The organism is Methylobacterium sp. 22177 (assembly GCF_052045615.1).
GTDB lineage: Bacteria > Pseudomonadota > Alphaproteobacteria > Rhizobiales > Beijerinckiaceae > Methylobacterium > Methylobacterium radiotolerans.
On the sequence record NZ_JBQEPK010000004.1, the window covers coordinates 169,649 to 194,115 of the forward strand.

25 protein-coding genes are annotated in these 24,467 nt (G+C 72.5%); 12 read left to right on the forward strand and 13 right to left on the reverse strand.

The features are described from left to right. Positions 1 to 119 precede the first annotated feature (119 nt). Together ACTJK8_RS06925 and ACTJK8_RS06930 are read left to right on the forward strand one after the other, a co-directional pair. Positions 120 to 1,658, forward strand: a complete 1,539-nt coding sequence (locus tag ACTJK8_RS06925; RefSeq protein ID WP_440761740.1) for an MDR family MFS transporter — start codon at positions 120 to 122, stop codon at positions 1,656 to 1,658. A gap of 357 nt (positions 1,659 to 2,015) precedes the next feature. After that, positions 2,016 to 3,050: a TerC family protein gene (locus ACTJK8_RS06930; protein WP_012318987.1), complete on the forward strand. Its 1,035-nt coding sequence runs from the start codon at positions 2,016 to 2,018 to the stop codon at positions 3,048 to 3,050. 25 nt (positions 3,051 to 3,075) lie between these two features. On the opposite strand, the gene ACTJK8_RS06935 is transcribed toward ACTJK8_RS06930, so the two are convergent. The 3 genes from ACTJK8_RS06935 to ACTJK8_RS06945 form a co-directional block, all read right to left on the reverse strand. After that, on the reverse strand, positions 3,076 to 3,831 hold the full coding sequence (locus ACTJK8_RS06935; protein WP_012318986.1) for an N-acetylmuramoyl-L-alanine amidase: 756 nt from the start codon (positions 3,829 to 3,831) through the stop codon (positions 3,076 to 3,078). Further along, entirely contained in the window at positions 3,828 to 4,568 is a 741-nt protein-coding gene (locus ACTJK8_RS06940; RefSeq protein WP_024830265.1) for a TerB family tellurite resistance protein, read from the reverse strand. The genes ACTJK8_RS06935 and ACTJK8_RS06940 overlap by 4 nt, the downstream gene beginning before the upstream one ends. A 162-nt stretch (positions 4,569 to 4,730) precedes the next feature. After that, positions 4,731 to 5,000: a hypothetical protein gene (locus tag ACTJK8_RS06945; RefSeq protein ID WP_012318984.1), complete on the reverse strand. Its 270-nt coding sequence runs from the start codon at positions 4,998 to 5,000 to the stop codon at positions 4,731 to 4,733. A 240-nt stretch (positions 5,001 to 5,240) separates the two neighbouring features. Here ACTJK8_RS06945 and ACTJK8_RS06950 point away from each other — a divergent pair, with 240 nt between their 5' ends. Next, a complete protein-coding gene (locus ACTJK8_RS06950; RefSeq protein WP_024830266.1) occupies positions 5,241 to 5,897 on the forward strand; it encodes an urease accessory protein UreE in 657 nt (218 codons plus the stop codon). A gap of 127 nt (positions 5,898 to 6,024) precedes the next feature. On the opposite strand, the gene ACTJK8_RS06955 is transcribed toward ACTJK8_RS06950, so the two are convergent. Then, positions 6,025 to 6,450, reverse strand: coding sequence for a GFA family protein (locus ACTJK8_RS06955; RefSeq protein WP_053621168.1), 426 nt, complete (start codon positions 6,448 to 6,450; stop codon positions 6,025 to 6,027). Positions 6,451 to 6,613: 163 nt separating this feature from the next. Continuing rightward, on the reverse strand, positions 6,614 to 6,829 hold the full coding sequence (locus ACTJK8_RS06960) for a hypothetical protein (RefSeq protein WP_012318981.1): 216 nt from the start codon (positions 6,827 to 6,829) through the stop codon (positions 6,614 to 6,616). A 510-nt stretch (positions 6,830 to 7,339) separates the two neighbouring features. On the opposite strand from ACTJK8_RS06960, the gene ACTJK8_RS06965 reads away from it, so the two are divergent. Next, entirely contained in the window at positions 7,340 to 8,215 is an 876-nt protein-coding gene (locus ACTJK8_RS06965) for an SDR family oxidoreductase (protein WP_012318978.1), read from the forward strand. Positions 8,216 to 8,283: 68 nt separating this feature from the next. Here the strand turns inward: ACTJK8_RS06965 and ACTJK8_RS06970 are convergent, their stop codons facing one another. The 3 genes from ACTJK8_RS06970 to motA all read right to left on the reverse strand — a co-directional run bounded on the left by ACTJK8_RS06970 (position 8,284) and on the right by motA (position 12,716). Beyond that, positions 8,284 to 9,915, reverse strand: coding sequence for a methyl-accepting chemotaxis protein (locus ACTJK8_RS06970; protein ID WP_274852403.1), 1,632 nt, complete (start codon positions 9,913 to 9,915; stop codon positions 8,284 to 8,286). Positions 9,916 to 10,969: 1,054 nt separating this feature from the next. Further along, a complete protein-coding gene (locus ACTJK8_RS06975) occupies positions 10,970 to 11,830 on the reverse strand; it encodes a flagellar motor protein MotB (protein WP_012318957.1) in 861 nt (286 codons plus the stop codon). A gap of 22 nt (positions 11,831 to 11,852) precedes the next feature. Next, positions 11,853 to 12,716, reverse strand: coding sequence for a flagellar motor stator protein MotA (motA, locus tag ACTJK8_RS06980; protein ID WP_012318956.1), 864 nt, complete (start codon positions 12,714 to 12,716; stop codon positions 11,853 to 11,855). 495 nt (positions 12,717 to 13,211) lie between these two features. Here motA and dusA point away from each other — a divergent pair, with 495 nt between their 5' ends. Next, positions 13,212 to 14,231, forward strand: a complete 1,020-nt coding sequence (dusA, locus tag ACTJK8_RS06985; RefSeq protein WP_440761741.1) for a tRNA dihydrouridine(20/20a) synthase DusA — start codon at positions 13,212 to 13,214, stop codon at positions 14,229 to 14,231. Between the two features lie 12 nt (positions 14,232 to 14,243). Here the strand turns inward: dusA and ACTJK8_RS06990 are convergent, their stop codons facing one another. The 3 genes from ACTJK8_RS06990 to cobS are packed head-to-tail and all read right to left on the reverse strand — an operon-like array spanning position 14,244 to position 16,031. Continuing rightward, on the reverse strand, positions 14,244 to 14,936 hold the full coding sequence (locus tag ACTJK8_RS06990) for a retropepsin-like aspartic protease family protein (protein ID WP_024830269.1): 693 nt from the start codon (positions 14,934 to 14,936) through the stop codon (positions 14,244 to 14,246). Next, positions 14,933 to 15,145: a DUF1289 domain-containing protein gene (locus tag ACTJK8_RS06995; protein ID WP_012318953.1), complete on the reverse strand. Its 213-nt coding sequence runs from the start codon at positions 15,143 to 15,145 to the stop codon at positions 14,933 to 14,935. Before ACTJK8_RS06995 ends, ACTJK8_RS06990 begins: the two co-directional genes overlap by 4 nt. Positions 15,146 to 15,197: 52 nt before the next feature. Beyond that, the gene (gene cobS, locus ACTJK8_RS07000; RefSeq protein WP_440761742.1) at positions 15,198 to 16,031 is read right to left on the reverse strand and encodes an adenosylcobinamide-GDP ribazoletransferase; all 834 of its coding nucleotides are present in this window, start codon (positions 16,029 to 16,031) and stop codon (positions 15,198 to 15,200) included. An 86-nt stretch (positions 16,032 to 16,117) separates the two neighbouring features. Here cobS and cobT point away from each other — a divergent pair, with 86 nt between their 5' ends. Further along, positions 16,118 to 17,170, forward strand: a complete 1,053-nt coding sequence (gene cobT / locus ACTJK8_RS07005) for a nicotinate-nucleotide--dimethylbenzimidazole phosphoribosyltransferase (protein ID WP_012318951.1) — start codon at positions 16,118 to 16,120, stop codon at positions 17,168 to 17,170. A gap of 138 nt (positions 17,171 to 17,308) precedes the next feature. On the opposite strand, the gene ACTJK8_RS07010 is transcribed toward cobT, so the two are convergent. Then, complete coding sequence (locus tag ACTJK8_RS07010; RefSeq protein WP_059408725.1) at positions 17,309 to 18,901, reverse strand: ABC transporter substrate-binding protein; 1,593 nt, start codon at positions 18,899 to 18,901, stop codon at positions 17,309 to 17,311. A gap of 117 nt (positions 18,902 to 19,018) precedes the next feature. On the opposite strand from ACTJK8_RS07010, the gene ACTJK8_RS07015 reads away from it, so the two are divergent. The 4 genes from ACTJK8_RS07015 (at position 19,019) to queC (ending at position 21,919) form a co-directional block, all read left to right on the forward strand. Beyond that, positions 19,019 to 19,696: a GntR family transcriptional regulator gene (locus ACTJK8_RS07015; protein ID WP_012318949.1), complete on the forward strand. Its 678-nt coding sequence runs from the start codon at positions 19,019 to 19,021 to the stop codon at positions 19,694 to 19,696. 104 nt (positions 19,697 to 19,800) lie between these two features. Continuing rightward, positions 19,801 to 20,754: a dihydrodipicolinate synthase family protein gene (locus ACTJK8_RS07020; RefSeq protein WP_029361237.1), complete on the forward strand. Its 954-nt coding sequence runs from the start codon at positions 19,801 to 19,803 to the stop codon at positions 20,752 to 20,754. Between the two features lie 99 nt (positions 20,755 to 20,853). Continuing rightward, on the forward strand, positions 20,854 to 21,210 hold the full coding sequence (queD, locus tag ACTJK8_RS07025) for a 6-carboxytetrahydropterin synthase QueD (protein ID WP_012318947.1): 357 nt from the start codon (positions 20,854 to 20,856) through the stop codon (positions 21,208 to 21,210). Then, a complete protein-coding gene (gene queC / locus ACTJK8_RS07030; protein WP_012318946.1) occupies positions 21,200 to 21,919 on the forward strand; it encodes a 7-cyano-7-deazaguanine synthase QueC in 720 nt (239 codons plus the stop codon). The genes queD and queC overlap by 11 nt, the downstream gene beginning before the upstream one ends. Here the strand turns inward: queC and ACTJK8_RS07035 are convergent. Continuing rightward, on the reverse strand, positions 21,906 to 22,472 hold the full coding sequence (locus tag ACTJK8_RS07035; RefSeq protein ID WP_024830274.1) for a TetR/AcrR family transcriptional regulator: 567 nt from the start codon (positions 22,470 to 22,472) through the stop codon (positions 21,906 to 21,908). The genes queC and ACTJK8_RS07035 overlap by 14 nt on opposite strands. A gap of 149 nt (positions 22,473 to 22,621) precedes the next feature. On the opposite strand from ACTJK8_RS07035, the gene ACTJK8_RS07040 reads away from it, so the two are divergent. Both ACTJK8_RS07040 and ACTJK8_RS07045 read left to right on the forward strand, forming a co-directional pair. Then, on the forward strand, positions 22,622 to 23,584 hold the full coding sequence (locus ACTJK8_RS07040) for a quinoprotein relay system zinc metallohydrolase 2 (protein WP_012318944.1): 963 nt from the start codon (positions 22,622 to 22,624) through the stop codon (positions 23,582 to 23,584). A 41-nt stretch (positions 23,585 to 23,625) separates the two neighbouring features. Further along, the gene (locus ACTJK8_RS07045; protein WP_012318943.1) at positions 23,626 to 24,465 is read left to right on the forward strand and encodes a quinoprotein dehydrogenase-associated SoxYZ-like carrier; all 840 of its coding nucleotides are present in this window, start codon (positions 23,626 to 23,628) and stop codon (positions 24,463 to 24,465) included. Positions 24,466 to 24,467 lie beyond the last annotated feature (2 nt).

A 24,467-nucleotide genomic window follows, 5' to 3' on the forward strand; every position in this document is an offset into this window, starting at 1 on the left:
CGGATACCGGCACACCGGCCCGCGACCGCGGTCCGTCCGCACACCTCCTCATGCCGCCCCAGGCCCCGTCCGCCCCGGACGGTCGGCCGGCACGGTCCGGATCAGAGGCTCTCAGACACGTGGCCAGTCCCGTCGCCGTCACCGAGGTCCAGCCGCAAACCCGGGCGCGGCCGGCCGGCCCGCAGGCCGCGCTCAGCCCCGGCGAGATCCGCGCCATCGTCTACGGGCTGATGACCGCGATGCTGCTCGCGGCCCTCGACCAGACCATCGTGGCGACCGCCATGCCGACCATCGGCCTCGACCTCGGCGACGCCGCGAACCTGCCCTGGATCGTCACCGCCTACCTGCTGGCCTCCACGGCGGTGACCCCGCTCTACGGCAAGCTCAGCGACATCCACGGCCGGCGGATCATGCTGCTGATCGCCATCGCGACCTTCGTGGTCGGCTCGCTCGCCTGCGCGCTCGCGCCCACGATGGTGGCGCTGGCGCTCGCCCGGGGCCTCCAGGGCGTCGGCGGCGGCGGGCTGATCGCCCTGGCGCAGACCATCCTGGCCGACATCATGTCGCCCAAGGAGCGGGCGCGCTACCAGGTGGTGATCGCGGGCGTGTTCGTCACGGCCTCGGTGGCGGGGCCGCTGCTCGGCGGCTTCTTCGCCCAGCACCTGCACTGGTCGCTGATCTTCTGGATCAACCTGCCGATCGGCTGCCTCGCCTTCGCGCTCACCAACGCCAACCTGAAGCGCCTGCCGCGCCACGAGCGCCGCCACCGGCTGGACTATCCCGGCGCCGCCCTGATGGTGGCGGGCTCCGTCACCCTCCTGCTGGCCCTGAGCTGGGGCGGGGTGCGCTATCCCTGGGACTCGGCGCCGGTCCTCGCCCTCCTCGCCGGGGCGGCCGTGCTGGGGGGCGGCTTCGCGGCGCGGCTCGCCACGGCGCCGGAGCCGCTGATCCCCACGGAGGTGCTGAGGGACCGGGTGGTCTACAGCGCGACGCTGGCGGCCTGCTTCGCCATGGGCACCTTCATCGGGCTCACCATCTACGTGCCGATCTTCCTCGAAGGGGTGATCGGGCTCTCGGCGAGCGAGTCCGGCGTGGCCCTGGTGCCGCTGATGATCGGCACCGTCACGGGCGCGACCCTGTCGGGCCGGTCGATGCTGCATTTCCGGCACTACAAGCGGGTACCGCTGGCGATGATGTGCGTCAGTCTCGCCTGCTGCGCCACCATCGCCTGGCTGGGCCGGGCGCTGCCCTTCTGGCTCATGGAGGTGCTGTTCGCGCTGCTCTCCATGGGAATCGGGACGATCCTCCCGCTCTCGACCATCTCGATCCAGAACGCCGTGGAGACGCACCAGCTCGGCATCGCCACCGCCGCGATGAACTTCTTCCGCTCCCTCGGCGGGGCGCTGATCGTGGCGGCCTTCGGGACGATCGTGCTCGGCGGCGCCGCGGGCGGGGCAGGGGGAGGGGCGCACGACGTGGAGAGCCTGATCCGCGGCGCGGACCCGGCCCAGCTCGCCCTGACTTTCCGCTACGTCTTCCTGGCCGCCTGCCTCGGCCTGCTCGGCGCCTTCACGTTCCTGGCGCTGATGGAGGAGCGGCCCCTGCGCGAGCGCACGTCGCCGAAGATGGCCGCCGAGACGCCGGAGGCCTCCGCCTGATGGCCCCCGGGGTGGACTTCTGCCGATCCCGCGACGCCGGACCGGGCCGGGATCCCGTCACCGCGCGCGCGGGCGGGGCCGAGACGGGAGACCGCTCCGGAGCAGGTCGGGGACGCGTGCGGGTGCTCGCGCCTTCCGGCGGCATCCGGAAGGTGACGCGCTCCTTCGTCGCGCCGGGGCCACGGGGGCCGGATATCGTCACCGGCCCGCGCGCCACGCCGGCGCTCTGCCCTTGATTCGCCCGGATCGCCCCTTACGTCGACCTCATCGGCTGCGGGCCCCTCTGGCGGGCGCTCCTCAGCGCCCGTGATGTCGGAGCCGATGCTTTCCATTCGGAATCAGCATCAGGTCCCGCACATGATGGACGTCCTCACCGTCGTATGGCTCGGCAAGCCGTTGTGGATGTGGCTTGGGTTCCACGTCCTGATCGCCTGCCTGCTCGCCTTCGACCTCGGGCTCCTCCACCGCGACAAGGAGCACGAGATCGGCGTCCGGGAGAGCCTGCTGCTCACCGGCTTCTACCTCGCCCTCGGCCTCGCGTTCGGCGGCTGGATCTGGTGGTATCTCGGACCGTCCTCCGCCGAGGAATACGTCACCGGCCTCGTGGTCGAGAAGTCGCTGTCGATGGACAACGTCTTCGTCATCGCCATGATCCTCACGGCTCTGGGCGTCCCCCGGGCCGCCCAGCACCGGGTCCTGCTCTGGGGCATCCTGGCGGCCGTGGTGCTGCGCGGCCTGATGATCGGCCTCGGCGCCGCCCTGGTGCACGAGGTGCACTGGGTGCTCTCCCTGTTCGCCGCCTTCCTGATCTACGCCGGCCTGAAGATCCTGATCGCGGGCGACGAGGAGGAGGGCGACTTCCAGAACAGCGCCGTCGTGCGCTGGTTCAAGACGACCTTCCGGGTCACGCCCGACCTGCACGGCCAGCGCTTCACGGTGCGCAAGACCGACCCGAAGACCGGCAAGGTCGCCCTGTACTTCACGCCGCTGGCCCTCGCCCTGGTGCTGGTGAACGGCGCCGACGTGATCTTCGCGGTCGACAGCGTGCCGGCGATCTTCGCGATCACCACCGACACGTTCGTGGTCTACACCTCCAACATCTTCGCGATCCTGGGCCTGCGCGCCCTCTACTTCGCGCTCGCCGCCATGGTCGACCGGTTCGCCTACCTGAAGACGGCGCTGGCCTTCATCCTGATCTTCATCGGCGCCAAGATCGTGGTGGCCGACACGTTCGGGCTCATCCACGTGCAGCCCTGGGTCTCCCTTGTGGTGACCCTGACGCTGCTGGCGGCCGGTGTCTTCTACAGCCTCTGGCGGACCCGGACCGACGCTTCGGCCGCGGCCGCCCCGGAGGCCGCCCCCCCGCACGAGGCGCGGGCCCACCGCGCCTGAGGGGGGCCCGGCGGGCGCCCGGCCCTCAGGACGCCGGCAGCGCCGCGATCAGGTCGCGCAGGGTGGTGATGGTGGAGGCGTCGGCCACGCCGTCCACCCGCGCCGGGCGGAAATGGCGCTGGAACGCGGTGACCACAGCCCGGGTGCGCGCGTCGAACGTCCCGGTCACCGGCAGGTCGTAACCGTAGAGCGCGAACATCGCCTGCAGCGCCTCGACGGGCTGGCCAGCATCGCCCCGCGCGAGGAAGCGGCCGTCCTGGAGGCGCGCGGGCGGCACGTGGTGACCTACCCCCGCCGCCGCGAGGCGGTCCCACGGGAAGATCTCCCCCGGATCCTCCTTGCGCTCGGGCGCCACGTCGGAATGGGCGAGCACCCGCTCCGGCGGGATCGGCCAGCGGCCGAGGATGTCCCGGGCCAGCGCGATCACGGCCTCGACCTGCGCCTCCGGGTACGGCGGCAGCCCGCCGGCATGGCCCGGATTCACGATCTCGATCCCGATCGACCGGGAATTGACGTCGGTCTCGCCCTTCCAGGCGCCGGCCCCGGCGTGCCAGGCCCGGCGGGCCTCCGGCACCATCTGGACGGTGCCGCCATCCTCGAACACGAGGTAGTGCGCCGAGACCTCGCTCAGCGGGTCGCGCAGGCGCGCGAGGGCGGCGGCCCCGCTGTCCATCCCGGTGTAGTGCAGGATCAGCATGTCGAGCGGCCCCGCGCGGCGGGCGCCGTGGTTCGGCGAGGGCGCGACGCGGCGGGCCAGGGGGCTGTCGGGCGCGAGACTCACCGGAGTCCGCGCTCCTGCGCGATCCGGTCATAGGCCGCGTTGATCGCGGCGAGCCGCCGCGTGGCGATGGCGACCGCCTCCGTCGGCAGGCCGCGAGCGAGCGCCCGGTCCGGGTGGTGCTCGGCCACCAGCGCCCGGTGGCGGGCCTTCACGGCGGCGTCGTCCGCCCCGCGGTCGAGCCCGAGGACGCCGTAGGGATCGTCCGGCAGCCGCACGTGGCGGGCGGCGATGCGCCGGAACGCCGCCTCGTCGAATCCGAAGATGCCCGAGACGGCGCGCAGGTAGCGCTCCTCGGCCTCGTGCAGCGCCCCGTCGGCGCCGGCGATCTGGAACAGGCCGTCGAGCACGTCCTCGAGGAGCGCCGGCTCGTCGCCGAAGGTGGTCGCCAGTTGCTGGGCGTAGGCCTCGAAGCCGCTCGTGGTCTTCTTGGCGAGGTCGAACAGGCGCTCGACGCCCGCCCGCGCGGACGGCTCCACCTGCACGACCCGGCCGAACGCCTCGACCTCCGACGGCAGCACGACCCCGTCGGACTTGGCCATCTTGGCGGCGAGCGCCACGAGTCCGGTGGTGAACACGACGTCGCGCGGCGTCCGCCCGAAGGGCGCGCCGACGCGGTCGAGCAGGAAATGGCCCGCGACCCCGCCGATCAGCGCCCCGAGCGGACCGCCGAGCGCGAGGCCGAATCCGGCACCGCCGAGCTTGCCCCAGACGCCCTGAGACTTGGTCGCCTGATTCATGGGCGGACCGGTCCCGGCGCTGATCCTCGGCTCGGCTCTGTCATCGGGGGCGGCGGGGTTCCGGCGCCGGGACGGGCCCGGCCGAGCGACGGGATAGCCGCTCCGCACGCCGCGAGGAAGGGCCGGGACGCGCCCGGCCCCCCCAGGTACGCTCAGCGTGGCTCAGCGGCAGTAGACGTTGCCGTAGGCGTCGCGGTAAGTGCCGTAGGGGCAGCGCGGCGCGGTCGAGGCGCCCACGATGGCACCGCCGGCGCCGCCGATCGCGGCACCCGCCAGGGCACCGCCCGCGCGGCCGGTGGCCGCCGCGCCGATCGCCGCACCGGTCAGGGCGCCGAGGCCGGCACCGCCCAGAGCCCGGTCCTCCGGGGTGTTGCAGCCGGCGAGCGAGAGGGCGGCGATGGTGGCGATGGCGGCGGCCGTCAGCTTCTTCATGGTCCCCAGAACTCCCTTGTGTATCCGGTCCGGCCGGTGGCCGTGATCGTTTCGGATCGCGTCGAGCTTAGCAGGAAAGGAATGTCGGCCATACGGCTAAGGTTCCATCGGCCGCGGGACGAGTTGCGCCGGGTTCCCGTCTCGCCCTATGCCACGGTTCGGAGGCGCTCCGGCCGCAATGCCGCGACGCCCTATCCGGCACCACGCCCGGCACCAGTCCGGCTCATGTCCGAGGGTCCCATGCCGACAGCCACCACGATCGTCCGCCGGGCCGCGGTCCGCGCCGACCGCGTCGCCGACACGGTGACCCTCGACCGCGCGGCCCGGGCTGCCGTCGCGGGATCCCTGGTCGCCGAGGGCGGCCTCGGCTTCGACGTCGCGCTCACCAGGACCGCGGCGCTCGAGGACGGCGACGCCCTGCGCCTCGACGACGGTCGGCTCGTCGCGGTGCGGGCGGCCGCCGAGGACCTCTTGGAGGTGCGCGCCGAGAATCCGGCCCGCCTGCTGCGCCTGGCCTGGCAGCTCGGCGGCAGCCACGTGGACGCCGAGATCGGCACGGACGTGCTCTACGTGCCGGCGACACCCGCCGCGGCCGAGCTGGTGCGGGGGCAGGGCTGCGTCGCGACCCCCGTCTCCCGCGCCTTCCGGCCCGAGCAGGCCGCCCACGATCACAGCACCTGCGGACACGATCACGGGCACGACCACCATGCCCACGATCACGACCACGATCATCACGACCACGGTCACAAGCACGCGCACGACCACCGTCACAGCCACGATCACGGGCACCATCACGAGCACGGGCACCAGAAGCACGCCCACGATCACGCCCATGACCACGGCCATGACCACGGCCACGTGCACGGTCCCGGCTGCGGCTGCGGCCACGAGCACTAGCGTTCGAGCCGGGCCCGGTCCGGAGCGGCGCTCGGGCACAGGGCCGGTCAGACGGGACCGATCGGGGGCCCGCGCCGGCTCCCGACCGCGGCCGCTCCACCACCGTCACGCGGCCATCACGGGGCCGTCACTCCGCCGGGACGAAGCGCAGCGTGCCGGCGCGACGCGTGGGCTGGCCGGTGTCGTTCGTGTGATTGACGCCGTCCATCACCGGGACCTCCGGAAAGTCGAAGGGGCTGACCCCGTCCAGGCAGGCCACGTTGACGGCGTGGACGTTCGGGTCCGACCGCCGCTGATGATGCGTGTAGACGCCGCAGCGGGAACAGAAGAAGTGCTGCGCCGCCCCGGTGTGGAACCGGTAGGTCGTCAGGGCCTCCGCGCCCTGCAGGATCCTGACCCCGCCCGGCCGCGCCATGACGACGACGGCGCCGCGCATGCGGCAGTAGGAGCAGGTGCACCGGCGGATCGACGCGAGATCGTCGCCGAGGGCCGCCTCGAAGCGCACGGACCCGCAATGGCAGCGGCCGGACCGGATCGTCGCGTCGTCCGCCATGGGCCGGGCCTTCCGTGCGTTTTCCTGCGATCCGACTCGGCGACAGACCCGGCCGGTGCTCCGACGTCTAGGTTCCTGACGCCGCGGGGACAATCACCATGTCTTCACGCGGCGTGTCAGGAAAACTCACGCTCCGCCGTCAGGACATCCGCTGCGCTCCGGGTCACAGGCGCTTCGGCACGGGCCTGCGGCAGTAGAGGCGCGCCTCCTCGTCTGACAGGCTGTCCTGGGCCGCCACGCACTGGTCGAGGGTGAGGCCGATGCTGGCCGCGTAGGGCTCGTCGGGCGACAGCGCCGCGCGGGCGAGGGCCGCCAGGTACAGCAGGAACGCCGCGGCCGCGGCGATCAGCGCGGCGACGACGGCGCGCTTCAGCAGCATCGCCGGCGACCGATCACGGGATACCGACCAGCAGCAGCGCGAGCGCGAGCACCGCCAGCCCCGCTCCGATCAACGCCACGGCGGTGTAGTCGCGTCCGGACCGCCGCGCGGACGCCCGGCCGGGCCGGTTCATGATCGGCGTTCCGGATCCCTGTGCAGCGTTCGGGCCCCGGGGCTGGCTCACTTCAGCAGGCCCCACAGGCCCGTGGCCAGTCCGAAGGTGAGCGAGAGCATCGCGGCGCAGAGCAGGACGCGGTCGATCACGCGGGCGGCCCGATCCTCCGGCTGTGCGTCGATCATGGCGAGACCTCCTCGCGGCCAGAGTGGCGAACGGCTGTTGCTGACCTGTGTCGGCCCGCCGCCGGCACACGGGTTCGTGTTGTCCGCGACGGAAGCCGCCTCGAACGGGGCCGTGCCGGGCAGGGCTGTGCCGGGCGGGGCGCGGCGCCAGGGCACTGGAACACCCGGGAGACCGTGCGGTTGGACCGGCATCCCTATCGGAGACGACGCGTGACCACGGATCCGCTGCACAAATATCCCCGCCCGCCCTTCGCGGCGCAGCCCCAGAGCTTTCCCGGCAAGACCGGCCGCATGGAGCCGGAACCCGACCACGGCGAGGCGAGCTACAAGGGCTCGGGCAAGCTGACCGGTCGAGCGGCGCTGATCACCGGCGGCGATTCCGGCATCGGCCGCGCGGTCGCCATCGCCTTCGCCCGCGAAGGGGCCGACATCGCCATCTCCTACCTGCCCGACGAGCAGGCCGACGCGGAGGCGGTCGCCCAGTGGGTCGAGAAGGCGGGACGGCGGGCGCTGCTCCTGCCGGGCGACCTCAAGGACGCCGCCTACGGGCGCCAGATCGTCGCCCGCACGGTGGAGACGTTCGGGCGCCTCGACGTGCTGGTCAACAACGGGGCGTTCCAGCAGCCGAACGAGGACCTCGCCGGGATCGACGACGCCGTGTTCGAGGACCATTTCCGCACCAACGTGTTCGGCGCGTTCTACGTGACCAAGGCGGCGCTCGCCCATCTGAAGCCCGGCGCCTCGGTGATCTTCACCTCGTCGGTGAACTCCAAGCACCCGATGCCGTCGCTCCTGGCCTACAGCGCCACCAAGGGCGCCCTGAGCAACATGGTGCTCAGCCTCTCCCAGCTGCTCGCCGACAAGGGCGTGCGCGTGAACGGCGTGCTGCCCGGGCCGATCTGGACGCCGTTCATCCCCTCCGGGATGAGCCAGGATTCGGTGAAATCCTTCGGCAGCCAGGTGCCGTTCGGCCGGCCCGGACAACCGGCCGAACTCGCCTCGGCTTACGTGATGCTGGCCTCTGAGGAGAGCAGCTACACGTCGGGCGCGCTCGTCACGGTGGCCGGGGCCATGCCGGTGTTCTGACGCGCCCCTCCGGTGCGCTTCGCGGACGGGCCCCGCACCCGGGGGCGCCCGTCCGCGCGACGGCGCGCTCAGGCGGCGCGCATCTCGACGAGAAACCGCATCACCTCGGCGCGCAGGGCCTCGGCGCTGCGGCAGACATCGCCGGCCGCCGCGCCGACCTCCGCGGCCACGCGGTGCGTCGCCTCCGCGGCCGACGAGGCCGAGACCACGTTCTGGCTCACGGCGTCGGTTCCCCGGGCGGCCTCGTCGATGTTCTGCGAGATGTGCCCGGTGGCGAATCGCTGCTGCTCGACCGCCGCCGCGATCGCGCTGGCGATCGCGTTCATCGTGTCGACGGTCCTGCCGATCGCGTGGACCGCCCCGACCGCCTCCGTCGTCTCGCCCTGGATCGCCGCGATCTGCGCGGTGATCTCCTCGGTGGCCTTCGCGGTCTGCCCGGCCAAGCCCTTCACCTCGGCGGCGACCACGGCGAAGCCGCGACCGGCCTCGCCGGCCCGCGCCGCCTCGATCGTGGCGTTCAGCGCCAGCAGGTTGGTCTGCTCGGCGATCGCCGCGATGATCCGCACGACCTCCCCGATTCTCTCCGCTGCCCCGGCGAGGCCGCGGATCTGCCGGTCGGTCCGCTCCGCCTCGGTCACGGCCTGGCCGGCGATCGCGGCCGACTTGGTGACCTGCCCGCCGATCTCGCCGATCGAGGCGGACAGCTCCTCGGTGGCCGCCGCCACCGTCTGCACGTTGGCCGCCGCCTGCTGCGCCGCCCCGGCCGCCGAGCCCGCCTGCCGCGACGCCTGCGCGGCGGTGTCGGCCATCGCCCGGCAGGCCTCGCGCATGCCGGCCGCCGCGGTATCGACCTGTGCCAGGAGCTGGCTCACCTCGGTGTCGAAGCTGCGGGTCACCGCCTCCATCCACTGGGCGCGCTCCTGCCGGCGCTCCTGCTCGGCGCGCTGCTCGATCGACAAGGTCCGGGCCTGGATCATGCTGTCCCGGAACACGCCGGCGGCCTCGGCCATGTGGCCGATCTCGTCGCGCCGACCGAGTCCCGGAATGGCGACGTCCGTCGCGCCGTCGGCGAGGCGGCGCAGGGCCGCCGTGAAGGCGCTCAGGGGTCGCGTGATGCTGCGCGCCAACAGGAACCCGACCAGCCCGATCCCGACCGCGAGGGGTGTCAGCCAGAGCAGGGTGGTGACCGTCCGCCCCCGGTCCATGGCGTGGATGTCGTCCACGTACAGGGCCGAGTTGATGACCCATTGCCAGGGCTCGTAGGCGAGCGAGTAGGCGACCTTCGGGGCGGGCTCGGTCTCGCCGAGGCGGGCCCAGCGGTACTCGGTGAAGCCGCCGCCCTCCTGGCCGTGCTGGATCATCGTCCAGACGAAGGTCTTCTTCATCGCCGCGTCGTCGCGGGACCGCGTGCCTTCGATCTTGGGATCGGGATGGACGACGTTGCGGCCGATATTGCCCGGGGCCGAGCTGTAGACGAAGACGTAGTCGCTGCCGTTGTAGCGCATCGCCCGCAGCGCCTCCCCCGCGCGCCGCCGCGCCTCGTCGGCCGTGATGGCGCCGGCCTCCGCCTGCTGGGCGAACGCCGCCACGATGCCGTGCGCCGACTCGACCTGGGCGCGGATGGCGGCCCTGCGGCCATCCATCATCACCGCGCCGACGAGCGAGATCTGAACGCCCACGATCGATATGAAAGCCAGCAAGATACCGCCGATAAGGTAAAATATCCTCTTTCCGATCGTCATATCGAATTTCCCGACTATAAATAAAGTTATTATGCCCAGATCGCGGACAGAATCGACTGTCCTTCAGCGCTGCGCCGGGCCATCATCTGCCGTACATTGGAATTATTCCATGACGGGCGAGCATATGAGATATGCTTCATCCCGATCGCGGCGGAGAAGACCTGTCCGCGCCGGACGGCCACCCGGCCGGACCGGACGCCGGCCCGGGCCGACGCTCCGCCCGACATCGGCGCTCGGCCTTGTTCCACGGGGGCCTCGCCGTCGACCGGTGGAACATCCCCGGAACGCCGCCGGAACGGCGATCCGCCCGCGCCCGGATGGCTGCCCGGGGGCGACGTTCGGCGCGTGCGGCCCGGCCGGGCCGGCGGCCTGCGCGCTGGCCGTGCCGGATCGACGGCGCCGAGGGCTGGGAGGCGGCCGGGTCCCGCGGGCCAGGCGCTGGGCGTCGAGCGCGCGGCGAACCCGCGCGACCTTGCCCTCCGGTCGGTGCGCGCGGGCCCGACGGTCGCGGGCGCGGAACATCCGCGAGCCGCGCGGGCGGCTCGCGGACACGTGCACTCGAAATGCGCGCGCGGCCGGCGCGATCGCCCGGAGTCAAGTCTCGCTGAACGGCCCTGTCACCGCGGCCGCGATCGGCGAGGCCCCGCCTGTCCCGACCGTATGCCCGGACGGGAGCACCGCATCATCGCGCTGGCGGGACCTGGAACCTGACAGGCCGCGGGTCCGGCACCCGTGATCCCGTCTTCGAGTCGCGGGTCGAAGCGACACCCGGGGTTTGACCAGGTCCCGTCGGGGCGGGCTCGCCTCGAAGGCTCCGCGCTCGGCGGGCCCATCCATCGCGGCGCAGCTCGCAGGCGCTGCGAGCGTGCCGGCCGCTCCGGCTCGGCCGCCCGCGCCGGACGCGACGAGGCGGCTCAGGATCCGGCGCGAAGCGCGCGAGACGCCGCGATGATCTGAGGCGCTCTCGACGGCGCTTCGCGCGGTGTCGTCCGAGTCGGCGCAGGTCTCGTCGTCAGCGAAGAAGGTTCGGGGGCACCGGCGGGCTCGCATTGAGCAGCGTGATCGTCACCCGTCGGTTCGGCGCGAGGTAGGGATTGTCGGGGAAAACCGGCTCGGTGTCGCCGCGTCCCGACACGGCGGAGAAGTTGTCGTTGGGAACCCCGGCACCCGACAGGATCTCGCGCACGGCGAGCGCGCGCCCGGCGGAGAGGCTCCAGGGTTCGCCGGCCCGTGCCGAGCCCGGGCGCGCAACGGCCGTGTAGCCGGTGATGGACAGGCGATTGGGCATCCGGCGCAGGGCGGGCGCGAGCGCCTCCAGCACGCGACGGGTGCGCTCGTAGGGCTCGACAGAGCCCTCGCGGAACATGGAGCGGCCGTCCTGGTCCACGAGGGACACGTTCACGCCCTCCTTGGTCGGCTCGATCACGATGTTCTTCGACAGCTCGGCGATATCGGGCATCGTCTGGAGCGCCTGCCGGAGGCTGGCTATGGCGCTCCAGTTGGCCTGCACGTTGGCGACCGGACGGCTGGCATCGAGCTCGCTGGTGAGGCCCGGACTGGTCGGGCGCGCTGTGACCTCCCGCTCGGCAGAGCCCCTCTCCGCGTCGCGGGGGGTGGACGGCTTGTTGCCTGCGGTGTCCAGGGCGGTGCCGTACAGGATCCCGCCCGCACCGCTGGTTGCAGGGCTCAGAGCCGCCGGCGAGAAGTACTCCGCCAGACCGATCTTCTGCTCCTGCGTCGTCATGCTGATCAGCCACATCAGCAGGAAGAACGCCATCATGGCGGTCACGAAGTCCGCGTAGGCGATCTTCCAGGCCCCGCCGTGGTGGGCATGGCCGGCCTTCTTGACCTTCTTGATGATGATCGTGGTCATCGAATCCCTGCCGGCTATCGGGTCAGCTCTGGGCGGGCAGAGCGGCGGTCGCCGCTTCCACCTCGTTGAAGGTCGGGCGGACGTCGCTCATCAGAGCCTTCCGGGCGAACTCGACCGCCATCACCGGGGGCTGGCCGGCGATGTGGGCGAGCAGACCCGCCTTGAGTGAGAGGTAGTATTTGGATTCGGCCTCGAAGAGGCTCTTGAGCGACTGCGCCATGGGCCCGAAGAAGCCGTAGGCGACGAAGACGCCGAAGAAGGTACCGACCAGCGCGCCGCCGATCAGATGCCCCAGCACCTCCGGCGGCTCCTTGATCGCGCCCATCGTCTTGATCACGCCGAGCACGGCGGCGACAATGCCGAGCGCCGGCGTTCCGTCGGCGAGCGACTGCATCGCCGAGACGACGCGCTCCTGCTCCTGGTGGTGCGTCTCCAGTTCCTCGTCCATGAGCGCGTCGATCTCGTGGACGTTGTTGGCGCCCAGCGTCACCATACGCATGTAGTCGCAGACGAACTCGACCGCGTGATGGTTCGCCGCGAAGGTCGGGAAGGCGTTGAACAGCGTCGACTCGCCCGGATCTTCGATGTGCGGCTCGAGCGCCATCGAACCCTTCTGCTTCGCGAGCCTGAACAACGAATACTGCATCCCCAGCAGCTCAACATAGGATTGCTGGTTGTATTTGGGGCCCTTCACGAGCGTGCCCAGCATGGCGGGCACGGCCTTGAGCACCGGCCCGGTGTTGCCGATGACGAAGGCGCCGATGGCTGCGCCGAGGATGATGACGAACTCGAACGGCTGCCAGAGGACCAGCAGATGGCCGCCCATCGCCGCGTAGCTGCCGAAGACGCAGGCGAAGACGATCAATGTGCCGACGATCAGCCGCATGACTTGCCATCCTTAAGCGGCGGCAGGTGCAGCCCGCGCGACGCTACCAATGGATCCGAGAAATCACTGATCTTGGTTAACGGTGCGTTTCGAGCCGCGACCGGAGGATCGTAGGATGTCTGATCCCGGCGTTCGGTGGGGCGGGTTCGGCCTCAGGTAAGGGATGCGGGCGTGCCCGAGGCGGCCGCACCGGCTTTCACGCGTCGTCGGGCACAGCCGCGGCGGGCGCGCCGAGTTCCGCCTCCCGCTTCCTGGCCCGGGGCGCGGCCGCGCGCCGGTGGACGGTCCGGGTCTCGCGGTGGACCTTGCCGGCTCTTTTGACGGCGATCTTCGCGTGATACCCCGTCGTCCCGGTCCTCCGCGCGCTCGACGATGGTCCCCATCGCGCGCCAAGCGGTGGTACAGCACGGGGTCGAGCCGGCACGCTGAGGCCGGGCTCCGCGCCGTCCGACGCCCGATGGGGCCCGGCGAGGTACAGCACGAGAGCGACAGCAAGTGATTGCCGCAACGGAAGAACCTGTAAATCTCAGCGGATGGCGCTTCTCCGTCGCCCCGATGATGGACTGGACGGACCGGCACTGCCGGGCGTTCCACCGGTCGCTGTCGGCGCGCGCCCGCCTCTACACCGAGATGGTGACCACCGGCGCGGTGCTGCACGGGCCGCGCGAGCGGCTGCTCGGCTTCGCGGCGGTGGAGCACCCGGTGGCGGTCCAGCTCGGCGGCTCGGACCCGGGGGAGCTGGCGCAGGCCGCCCGCATCGCCGCGGATCTCGGCTACGACGAGGTCAATCTGAATGTCGGCTGCCCCTCGGACCGGGTGCAGGAGGGCCGCTTCGGCGCCTGCCTGATGCGCGAGCCGGCCCTGGTGGGTGACTGCGTCGCCGCCATGAAGGCGGCGGTCCCCGTGCCGGTGACGGTGAAGTGCCGGATCGGCGTCGACGATCAGGACCCCGAGGCGGCGCTCGACGCCCTGGCCGACGCCGTGGTGGCGGCGGGCGTCGACGGGCTGATCGTCCACGCCCGCAAGGCCTGGCTCCAGGGCCTCTCGCCCAAGGAGAACCGGGACGTGCCCCCCCTCGATTACGGCCGCGCCGCGCGGCTGAAGCGGCGGCTTCCCGGGCTGCCGATCGCGGTCAACGGCGGCCTGCGCGACCTGGATTCCGCGCGGGCGCGGCTCGCCGAGGTCGACGGCGTCATGGTCGGCCGCGCCGCCTACACCGAGCCGGCACTGCTGCTCGGCGTCGATCCCGACCTGTTCGGCGTGCCGGCCCCGGCCCCCGACGTTTTCGCGGCGGTCGCGATGTTCGAGCCCTACATCGCCGCGTGCCTGGCCCGGGGCGAGCGCCTGCACGCGGTCACCCGGCACATGCTGGGGCTGTTCAACGGTCGGCCGGGCGCGCGGGCCTTCCGGCGCCACCTCTCGACCCACGGGATGCGCCCGGAGGCCGACCTCGCGACCCTGCGGGAGGCGGTGGCGCTGGTCTCCCGCGCCGTGCCCGAGGCGCGCGCCGCCTGAGCGCCGGCCCGGTCAGGGCCGGCGCAGGATCAGGCGGTCGCCCCGGACCTCGTAGCCGGACAGGCGCGACAGGAAGGTCTGGCCGAGGAGATTCGCCGAGAGCGCGCCCGGCTTGGCCACCATGGCGTTGACCCGCCGCTCGGTGATCGTCCCGACGCTGAGCGAGTCGAGCTGGGTCGGCGCCGCGTAGGTGACGCCGTTGGCGGTGGAGACGCGGGCGGTGAACTCGGCGGGCGCGGGCGTGAGCCCCAGCGCGGCGGCGTTCTCGGCGGTGAGCACGACGCTGCTCGCCCCGGTGTCGAACAGGAAGGGCTGCACCCGGCCGTTCACCTCGGCATCGACGCGGAAATCGCCGTCCGCCCGCCGTGTGACGGTGACCGAGCCGTCGGCGCCCGGGGTCGCGCTCCCCGGCCGGAGATCGCCGAGCACCCGGGCGCCGACGTCCTGGATCCGGTCGCGGTAGCTGTAACCGATCACCAGGGCGAGGCCGATCAGCGCCCAGGCCAGGAGCGCCTGGAGGTTCGCGCCGAGCCGGGCCGTGAATTGCCGCCAGAACCCAGCCACCACCAGGAGCAGGATCGTGCCGGTCCAGGCGAGGTTCGCCAACTGGTCGGGCCCGATCACGCCGCCGACGCTGTCGCTGCCGTCGCTGAGGACCAGGGCGACGAGAACCAGGGCGAGGGCCGCGAGGCCGAGATAGATCATGACGGCAGCGGCGCTTCCAGGGGCGCGAGGCGGGCGGCGCGCATCCGGGCCTCCAGCCCCGCCATCACGGCGCGGCGCTGCGCCTCCGACAGCGAGCCCCAGGCGGCGATCTCGTCGCGGGTCCGGCCGCAGCCGCAGCACAGGCCGGTCGCGGCGTCGAGGACGCAGACCTTGGTGCAGGGGGAGGACGGTTTCGGCGCGGGCGGCATCGGTGATCCTTGGCCGGGGGATCGTGGCCGGGTCAAGACGCGGCGGGATCTGTCAGTCCGCCACGCCCGCCGTCGCCGCCACCAGGGCCAGCAGGGCGGCGATCTCCGCGGCCTGCTGGCAGGCGCCGATGACGTCGCCGGTCTGCCCGCCGATCTGCGCGCGCGCCAGCCGGGTGAGGCCCAGTGCCGCGAGGCCGGCGCACAGGATCATCAGCGCGACCCCACCGAAGGGCAGGCCGAGCGGCACGGCGCCGAGCGCCAGCACCGCGCCGAGGCCGAGCGCGGTGGCGAGGCTCGCCCGGTCCGGGCGGCCGACCGAGGCGGAGAGGCCGCCCGGCCGCGCCGGCGCCAGCACCACCATCGGGGCGAGGGCGGCGACCCGCGACAGCGCGGCCGCCAGGATCAGGCCGGTCACGGCCGCGTGGCCGGTCCGGTCGAGGAGCGTCGCCAGGGCGCCGATCCGCAGGGCCAGCGCCAGGACCAGGGCCGCGCCGCCGTAGGCGCCGATCCGGCTGTCGCGCATGATCTCCAGGCGGCGCTCCCGCGTGGCGCCGCCGCCGAACCCGTCCGCGACGTCGGCGAGCCCGTCCTCGTGGAGGGCGCCGGTCGCCACCACCGCGACCGCCACCGCGAGGGTCGCGGCCAGGAACGGCCCGAGCCCGACGGCCCAGCCGGCCGCCAGCACCAGGGCGGCGGGCAGCGCCAGGATCAGGCCGGCCAGCGGCAGCATCCGCGGCAGGGTGGTGAAGTCGGGGCTCCGGTGCGGGTCCGGCTCGCCGGGCAGTTGCGGCACCGGCAGGCGGGAGTAGAAGCGCAGGCACCCGGCGAGGTCGTAGAGGGCGCCGCGCCCGGGCCAGTCGGCCTCCCCGCCGGTCTGCCTGTCCATCGCGGTCTCTCGCATCCGCCCGCCACCGCGCGCCGCTCCCGTATAGTCTCCCCGTCCGGGGGCGCCCACAGGAAATCATCGCCGCCATGACCGATTCGAAGACCGACCCGATGACCGCGCCCGAGCCCGGCCCCTTCGCCGACATCCGCAACCTGCTGACGGCGATGCCCGGCCCCGACGCGGAGGCGAAGGCCGCCGTCGCGGCCCGGGACGCGACCCTGACGAAACCCGCCGGTTCGCTGGGTCGCCTGGAGAGCCTCGTGACGTGGCTGGCGGCGTGGCAGGGCAAGGCGCCGCCGACCTTCGACCGGCCGCTGGTCTGCGTCTTCGCCGGCAGCCACGGGGTCACGCGCCGCGGCGTCTCGGCCTTCCCGGACGCGGTCAACCGGCAGATGCTCGACAACTTCGCCGCCGGGGGCGGGGCGATCAACCAGATCTGCGCGGCCTACGGCCTCGGCTTCAAGGTGTTCGACCTCGCCCTCGACATGCCCACCGGCGACATCACGGAGGGGCCGGCCCTCGACGAGCGCGCCACGGTCGCCACCATGGCGTTCGGCATGGAGGCGGTGGCCGCCGGCACCGACTGCCTCGGCATCGGCGAGATGGGTATCGGCAACACCACGGTGGCGGCCGCCCTCTACGCCGCCCTGTTCGGCGGCGATCCCGCCCACTGGGTCGGGCGCGGCACCGGGGTCGACCGGGACGGCCTGTCCCGGAAGGTCGCGGCCGTGGAGGCGGCGCTCGCGCACCATGCCGGCCACCTCGACGACCCGCTCCAGGTCCTGGCGCGCCTCGGCGGGCGGGAGATCGCCGCCATGGCGGGGGCGATCCTGGCCGCGCGGCTGCAGCGCATCCCGGTGGTGATCGACGGCTACGTGGCCACCGCCGCGGCGGCCGTGCTGCACGCCGCCGACCCGGCCGCCCTGGACCACTGCCTCGCCGGCCACGTCTCGGCGGAGGGCGTCCACGCCGAGGTTCTGGAGCGGCTCGGGCTGGTGCCGCTGCTGGCGCTCGGCATGCGCCTCGGCGAGGCCTCGGGCGCCGGCATGGCGATGGGCCTGCTGAAGGGCGCGCTCGCCTGCCACACCGGCATGGCGACCTTCGCGCAGGCCGGTGTGTCCGAGAAGGGCGCGGGCTGAAGACGCAGGGGCATCCGCACCCTCGCGTCTTCGCGAGCGGCGCGAAGCGATCCAGCGGCGCCCCGCCCATCAGCGCCCCGCTGCCCTGGGTTGCTTCGCTGCGCTCGCGAAGACGAACCGTCCTCGGGAGCGCCCTGATCAGGCGGTCTTCTCGATGTTCCAGAAGAACTGCACGGGCGCCATGACCATGCCCTTGAGCTTCGCGCTGACGGCCATCGGCTGCTGAACGAGGCCCGCGGGCGCGTAGGGCACGACCGCGAAGGCCCGCTCCTCGATGCGCGCGGCGAGCGCCTTCTGCTGCGCCTCGTCGCCGGTGGCGATCCAGTCGCTGCGCAGGCTCTCCAGGGTCGGGTCGTCCGGCCAGCCGAACCACGCGGCCTGACCGTTGGCGCGGATCAGCGGGTGCAGCGCCGGGTTCAGCACGTCCGCCCCCGACCAGAGGGTGTGGAACAGGGACCAGCCCCCGGCATCGACCGGCCCGCGATTGCCGCGGCGGGCGATGAAGCTGCCCCAGTCGGTCGAGACCAGATCGACGTTCATGCCGAGCTGCTTGAGCAGGTCCTGGGTCACCAGCGACTGGTTGTAGGCGATCGGCTGGTCGGCCGGGGCCAGCAGGACCACGCGCTCGCCCTTGTAGCCGGCCTGGGCCAGCATCGCCTTGGCCTTGGCGAGGTCCGCCTGCATGGCGGCGGCCCCGCCGGCCCCGGTCGACATCGGCGAGCCGGGCGTGAAGAAGGTCTTGGCCTCCCGGTAGTATTCGGGGCTGCCGACCACCGCCTGCATGTAGTCGTCCTGCTTCATGGCCATCATCACGGCCCGGCGGATCTCGGGATTGTTGAACGGCGGCTGCGTGTGGTTGAACCGCATCAGCAGGATCAGCCCGAGCGGCACGTTGCGGATCTCGATCCCCGGCTTGCCCTTGAGGACCGGGATCAGGTCGATCGCCGGCTGCTCGTACCAGTCGACCGCCCCCTGGATCATCGCGCCCACCGCGGCCGAGGCCTCGGTGATGGCGAGCCACTCGATCCGGTCGACCTTGGCGACCTTGCCGCCGGCCGCCCAGGAGGGCGCCTCCTCGCGGGGGCGGTAGCCGGCGTGGCGGGTGTAGATCGCGTTCTGGCCGGGGATCCATTCCCGCGCCTCGAAGCGCCACGGCCCGGAGCCCGTGGCGTCGGCGATCGGCTTGGACGCGTCCTGGAGGGCGACGCGCTCCGGCATGATGAACGGCACGTTGGAGGACAGCTTGCCGAGCGCCGCCGGGAGGAGGGGGAACGGCTTCTTCAGCGCGATGGTGAAGGTCCGCGCGTCCTCCTGGCCGTAGCCCTCCACGAAGCCCGCCAGGGTCTGGCCGAACGCGTCCCGCTTGGACCAGCGCGCGATGGACGCGATGCAGTCCTTGGCCTCGACCGGCGAGCCGTCGTGGAAGGTGAGGCCGTCCCGGAGATGGAAGGTCCAGCGCAGGCCGTCGGGCGCGGTCTGCCACGCGCTGACCATCTGCGGCTGGATTTGGAAATTCTCGTCGGTGGCGAACAGCGTGTCGTAGACGAGATAGCCGTGGTTGCGGATGACGTAGCTCGTGGCGACGATCGGATCGAGGGACGGCAGGGGCGTCGACGGGATGAAGCGCAGCACGCTGCCGCCGCCGGGCTGGGCCCGGACCAGGTGCGGGAGGCCGAGGCCGGCGGCCGCGCCGGCGGTTCCGGCCAGTATCTGGCGGCGGGAGAGCGTCATCGCGGGCACCCTTGTCCTGATCGAGCCCGTTGCCCGATTGATTTTATACAATTTCAACACCGGAGCTCCGCCGTCAAGGGTCCTGCGGAGCACCGGGAGCCGACCGGGAGCGAGACGATGAAGAACCGGACCATCGCGGGTTCGATCGGGACCGAGATCCGGCGGCGCATCCTCGACGGCCGCTACCCGGCGGGCTCGCAGCTCCGCCAGGACGGACTCGCGGCGGAGTTCGGGGCCAGCCGGATCCCGGTGCGCGAGGCCCTGTTCCAGCTCGAGGCCGAGGGCCTCGTCCGGATCCTGCCCCATCGCGGCGCCATGGTGGCGCCCCTCTCGCCGGCGGACGCCGCCGAGGCCCTCGAGCTCCGGGGCGCCCTCGAGCCGCGCCTCCTGGCCCTCTCGGCGCCCCGCCTGACCGCCGACGACTTCGCCCGGGCCGACGCCCTGCTGGAGGAGTACGCCGCGGCCCTGCGGGCGGGCGCGACGGCGCGCTGGGGCGCCCTCAACACCGAGCTGCACCTCCTCCTCTACAGCCGGGCGGAGCGTCCCCGCGCCCTCGGGCTGGTCGGCTCCCTGCTGGCCGAGTGCGACCGCTACACCCGCCTCCAGCTCTCCACCGACGGCGCCGAGCTGGAGCGGGCCGACCGCGAGCACCGCGAGATCGTCCGGCTGTGCCGGAACGGCCACGTCTCGGCCGCCCGTGCCCTCCTGACCGACCACATCGACCACGTCGCCGCCGCGCTGATGGCGTTCCTCGGGGCCGCGCCCGGCCCGGCCCGCGAGACCGGGATTGTATAAAATCCTTGCCAGACTCGCGCGGCGCTGCCATGGAGGGGCGTGCCGCCCCGCGAGGCCCGCAAGGCCGGCCGGGACGATCCCACCTCCCAGCAGGCGAGCCGGCGATGGCCTTCGATCGACACATCTTCTCCGGCACGATCCCGGCCCTGATGACGCCCTGCCGGCCGGACCGGACGCCCGACCTCGACGCCCTGGCGCGCAAGGGGCGGGAACTCGTCGATGCCGGCATGTCGGCGGTCGTCTACTGCGGCTCGATGGGCGACTGGCCGCTGCTCACCGACGAGGAGCGGATGGCGGGCGTCGAGCGGCTGCTCGCCGCCGGCGTCCCGGTGATCGTCGGGACCGGCGCGCAGAACCCGAAGCGGGCCGCGGCGCTCGCGGCGCACGCCAAGGCGGCCGGCGCCCACGGCCTGATGATCATCCCGCGCGTCCTGTCGCGCGGCAGCTCGGCCGCGGCCCAGGAGGCGCATTTCGGCGGCATCCTGGAGGCCGCCGTCGACCTGCCGTCGGTGATCTACAACAGCCCCTACTACGGGTTCGAGACCCGGGCGGACCTGTTCTTCCGCCTGCGCGCCCGCCACCCGCACCTCGTCGGCTTCAAGGAGTTCGGCGGCGCGGCCTCGCTCACCTACGCGGCCGAGCACATCACCGGCCAGTCGCCCGACATCACCCTGATGGTCGGCGTGGATACCCAGGTGGTGCACGGCTACGTCCATTGCGGCGCCCGGGGCGCCATCACGGGTATCGGCAACGTCCTGCCGCGGGAGGTGCTCCACCTCGTCGCCCTGTGCGAGAAGGCCGCCGCGGGCGACGTCCCGGCCCGGCGCCGGGCCGAGGAACTCGACGCCGCCCTGGCGATCCTGTCGAGCTTCGACGAGGGGACGGATCTCGTCCTCTACTACAAGCACCTGATGGTGCTGGAGGGGAACCCGGAATACGCGCTCCACTTCAACGCCACCGACGCGCTGAGCGCCGGTCAGCGCCACTACGCGGAGACGCAGCTGCGCCTGTTCAAGGCGTGGTACGCGCGCTGGTCGGAGGAGACCGCCGGGGCCTGATCCCCGGCCGCGGCCGAACGCAGGGCAGCCCGTCTTTGCGCGGGACCGCCCGTCGGCGCTATGGCGGGTGCGAGATCGGCCACATCCGCGAACCCTCCCATGAAGATCACCCAAGCCTTCACCTTCGAGGCGGCCCACCGGCTGCCGAACGTGCCCGAGACCCATCGCTGCCACCGGATGCACGGGCATTCCTACCGGGTCGAGCTGACGGTCGCCGGCCCGGTCGATCCCCGGACCGGCTGGGTGATCGACTTCTACGACATCGAATCGATCTTCGGGCCGCTCCTCGCCCGACTCGACCACCACTGCCTCAACGAGATCGAGGGGCTGGAGAACCCGACCGCCGAGAACATCGCGGCCTGGATCTGGCATCGCCTGCGGCCGGACCTGCCGGGGCTTGCCCTGGTGCGTGTCGCCGAGACCCCGATGTCCTGGGCGGAGTACGATGGCGAATGACCCTGTCGGGCCCGGCGACCGCGCCGCGCTGGTGCTGTTCTCCGGGGGCCAGGATTCGGCCACCTGCCTGGCCTGGGCGCTGGACCGGTTCGACCATGTCGAGACCCTCGGCTTCGACTACGGCCAGCGCCACCGGGTCGAGCTCGACCGCCGCGCGGCCCTGCGGGCGGGCACGACCGCCCTCGACCCCGCCTGGGCGGCCCGCCTCGGGGACGACCACACGCTCGCCCTCGACGCCCTCGGGCAGGTGTCCGAGACGGCGCTGACCCGGGAAGCCGCGATCGGCTACGAGGCGTCGGGCCTGCCCAACACCTTCGTGCCCGGCCGCAACCTCGTGTTCCTGACCTTCGCGGCGGCGCTCGCCTACCGGCGAGGGCTCCGGCACGTCGTCGGCGGCATGTGCGAGACCGACTATTCCGGCTACCCGGATTGCCGCGACGACACGATCAAGGCCCTGCAGGTGGCGCTGAACCTCGGCATGGAGCGGCGCTTCGTGCTGCACACGCCGCTGATGTGGCTCGACAAGGCGCAGACCTGGGAACTGGCCGAGAGCCTCGGCGGGCGGGCGCTGGTCGACCTGATCGTCGAGGAGAGCCACACCTGCTACCTCGGCGAGCGCGGGCAGCGGCATCCCTGGGGCTACGGCTGCGGGACCTGCCCGGCCTGCCGCCTGCGGGCGGACGGCTACGCCCGGTTCACTGCGGCCTGAGGCCGTCGACCAGCACCGCCAGCGTCCCCCGGAAGGCGTCGGGGCTCGCGAACAGGCGCTCCATCAGGAGCGCCCCCTCCAGGGTGGCGACGACGTAGCGGGCGAGCGCCGCCGGATCCGCGCCGCCGCGGACGCTCCCGTCCGCCTGGCCCGCGCGCAGGACCGTCTCCAGCCACGCGAGGTGGTCCGCGAAGAAGGCCGCGATGTCCCGGCGCAGGCGCTCGGGCAGGGCCTCGCCCTCGATGGCCAGCGCCGCGCAGAGGCAGCCGAGCCCCTGCTCGACGCCGCCGAGATAGAGCCGCCCGTAGGCCTCGATCCGCCCCGGCCCGTCCGGCACGTCCCGGTGGATCGCCTCCAGGGCCGCGGCGTAGCGCGCCGCGTAGGCCGCCACCAGGGCGGCCCCGAGATCGACCTTGGTGGGGAAGTGGTGGTGGATGCTCGCCTTGCGGATCCCCACCGCCGCCGCGAGGTCGGCGTAGCTGAAGCCGGCGAAGCCGCGGCCCCGCACCAGGGTCTCGGCCTGCATCAGCAGCTCGGCGCGGGTATCCCTCATCGCGGCGATCGTCGCTCCAAACCCACCCGCCTCATCGCACGGAGTCACGCGAACGTGCACGCGCCCCGGCGACCGGCACACGGCGGCCCCTTGACGGGCGACGAATCTACCTACTTAATGGTAGACAATCAAGATCGGGAGGTTTCGGCATGACGGCACGAGCCGTCCATCCGAGGACGCTGGCCGCCGGGCCGACGCGACGGCACGCCCTCTTCGCGGGGCTCTGCCTGTGCTGCCTGCCGACGCTGGGCCGCGCCGCCGAGAGCTTCACGATGGAGGAGGTCGGGCCGGGCCTGTACGTGCGCAAGGGCCTGATCGCCGACGCCACGCCCGAGAATGCCGACGCCATCGCCAATATCGGCTTCCTCGTCGGCAGGACCGGCGTGGTGGTGACCGAGTCCGGCGGCAGCCTCGCCGACGGCCAGTGGCTGCGCGCCGAGATCGCCAAGCGCACGGACAAGCCGATCACCCACGTGGTGCTGACCCACGTCCACCCGGACCACGTCTTCGGGGCGGGGGCCTTCGTCCAGGACAAGCCGGTCTTCATCGGCCACGCCAAGCTCACCGAGGCGCTGGCGGCCCGGGGCGAGTTCTACCGCAAGCGGCTGATCGATCTGCTCGGCGAGGACCGGACCGGTCCGGTGGTCTACCCGACGATGAGCGTCGCCGACACGGCCGAGATCGACCTCGGCGACCGACGCCTGACCTTCACGGCCCACGGCCCGGCGCACACCACCTCGGACCTGTCGATGATCGATTCCGGCAGCGGCCTGCTGTTCCCCGCCGACCTGCTGTTCGTGAACCGGATCCCGTCCCTCGACGGCAGCCTCAAGGGCTGGCTGCGGGAGATCGAGCGCCTGAAGGCCATGGGTCCCGCCCGGGCCGTGCCGGGCCACGGCCCCGTCGCGGTCGACCTCGCCCCGGCGCTCGCCGACCTCTCCGGCTACCTGACCGCCCTGCGCGACGGCACCCGGGCGGCGATCGCCAAGGACGTCCCCATCGAGAAGGCGGTGACCCGCGTCGCGGCGGACCAGCGCGACAGGTGGGCCCTGTTCGACACCTACAACGGCCGCAACGTCACCGTGGCCTACCAGGAACTCGAGTGGGAATAGGTTTCGGGATCCCCATATCCAAGCCAATCGGGAGGCACGCCATGACGCACAGGATCGGACAGACCTTCTCCACCCTCGCCCTCGGCCTCGTCCTGGCGACCACGGCCCTGTCCGGACCGCTCGCCGGCGCCGCGCGGGCAGCCGGCGCCTCCGACACCGACCAGGAGCGGGCGGCCCGCTGGCAGGAGATCGCCAAGTCGATCTTCGGCGACCGCCAGATCGCCCCGACCGACAGCCTCGTGAAGATCGAGGCGCCCGCCCGGGCGCTCGACGCCGCCCTGGTGCCGATCACCCTGACCATGCCCAACGACGGGCAGATCAAGGCGGTCTCGCTGATCATCGACGACAACCCGGCGCCCTACGCGGCCAAGTTCGAGTTCGGGCCGGCCGCCGACCCGGCGGAGCTGAAGCTGCGCGTGCGGGTCAACAACTACACCGACATGCACGCCGTGGTGGAGACGACGGACGGCAAGCTCTACGAGGCCAAGCAGTTCGTGAAGGCCTCCGGCGGCTGCTCGGCCCCGATGGGCATGAGCGACGAGGAGGCCATGAAGGGCATGGGCGACATGCGCATGAAGTTCGCCGAGACGGCGGCCGGCAAGCCCGTCGAGGCGACGCTGATGATCCGCCACCCGAACTTCTCCGGCATGCAGATGAACCAGGTGACCCGCGACTACACGCCGGCGCGCTACATCGACAAGCTGACCGTCTCGGCGGGCGACCGGAAGGTCTTCACCATGACGGGCGACATCTCGATCGCGTCGAACCCGGTGATCAACTTCGCGTTCAAGCCGGACGGCAAGCCGATCCAGGTGGCGGCCTCCGACAACCAGGGCGGCCAGTGGCAGCACAGCTTCACCCCGCCGAGCCCGACGAACTGACC

Excerpts from the sequence above, each read along its gene's own strand:
- ACTJK8_RS06930 (WP_012318987.1), top strand. The coding sequence starts at position 2,016 with ATGATGGACGTCCTCACCGTCGTATGGCTCGGCAAGCCGTTGTGGATG.
- ACTJK8_RS06940 (WP_024830265.1), bottom strand. The coding sequence starts at position 4,568 with ATGAATCAGGCGACCAAGTCTCAGGGCGTCTGGGGCAAGCTCGGCGGT.
- ACTJK8_RS06945 (WP_012318984.1), bottom strand. The coding sequence starts at position 5,000 with ATGAAGAAGCTGACGGCCGCCGCCATCGCCACCATCGCCGCCCTCTCG.
- ACTJK8_RS06950 (WP_024830266.1), top strand. The coding sequence starts at position 5,241 with ATGCCGACAGCCACCACGATCGTCCGCCGGGCCGCGGTCCGCGCCGAC.
- ACTJK8_RS06955 (WP_053621168.1), bottom strand. The coding sequence starts at position 6,450 with ATGGCGGACGACGCGACGATCCGGTCCGGCCGCTGCCATTGCGGGTCC.
- ACTJK8_RS06960 (WP_012318981.1), bottom strand. The coding sequence starts at position 6,829 with ATGCTGCTGAAGCGCGCCGTCGTCGCCGCGCTGATCGCCGCGGCCGCG.
- ACTJK8_RS06975 (WP_012318957.1), bottom strand. The coding sequence starts at position 11,830 with ATGACCACGATCATCATCAAGAAGGTCAAGAAGGCCGGCCATGCCCAC.
- motA (WP_012318956.1), bottom strand. The coding sequence starts at position 12,716 with ATGCGGCTGATCGTCGGCACATTGATCGTCTTCGCCTGCGTCTTCGGC.
- ACTJK8_RS06990 (WP_024830269.1), bottom strand. The coding sequence starts at position 14,936 with ATGATCTATCTCGGCCTCGCGGCCCTCGCCCTGGTTCTCGTCGCCCTG.
- ACTJK8_RS06995 (WP_012318953.1), bottom strand. The coding sequence starts at position 15,145 with ATGCCGCCCGCGCCGAAACCGTCCTCCCCCTGCACCAAGGTCTGCGTC.
- cobS (WP_440761742.1), bottom strand. The coding sequence starts at position 16,031 with ATGGACAGGCAGACCGGCGGGGAGGCCGACTGGCCCGGGCGCGGCGCC.
- cobT (WP_012318951.1), top strand. The coding sequence starts at position 16,118 with ATGACCGATTCGAAGACCGACCCGATGACCGCGCCCGAGCCCGGCCCC.
- ACTJK8_RS07010 (WP_059408725.1), bottom strand. The coding sequence starts at position 18,901 with ATGACGCTCTCCCGCCGCCAGATACTGGCCGGAACCGCCGGCGCGGCC.
- ACTJK8_RS07015 (WP_012318949.1), top strand. The coding sequence starts at position 19,019 with ATGAAGAACCGGACCATCGCGGGTTCGATCGGGACCGAGATCCGGCGG.
- ACTJK8_RS07020 (WP_029361237.1), top strand. The coding sequence starts at position 19,801 with ATGGCCTTCGATCGACACATCTTCTCCGGCACGATCCCGGCCCTGATG.
- queD (WP_012318947.1), top strand. The coding sequence starts at position 20,854 with ATGAAGATCACCCAAGCCTTCACCTTCGAGGCGGCCCACCGGCTGCCG.
- queC (WP_012318946.1), top strand. The coding sequence starts at position 21,200 with ATGGCGAATGACCCTGTCGGGCCCGGCGACCGCGCCGCGCTGGTGCTG.
- ACTJK8_RS07035 (WP_024830274.1), bottom strand. The coding sequence starts at position 22,472 with ATGAGGGATACCCGCGCCGAGCTGCTGATGCAGGCCGAGACCCTGGTG.
- ACTJK8_RS07040 (WP_012318944.1), top strand. The coding sequence starts at position 22,622 with ATGACGGCACGAGCCGTCCATCCGAGGACGCTGGCCGCCGGGCCGACG.
- ACTJK8_RS07045 (WP_012318943.1), top strand. The coding sequence starts at position 23,626 with ATGACGCACAGGATCGGACAGACCTTCTCCACCCTCGCCCTCGGCCTC.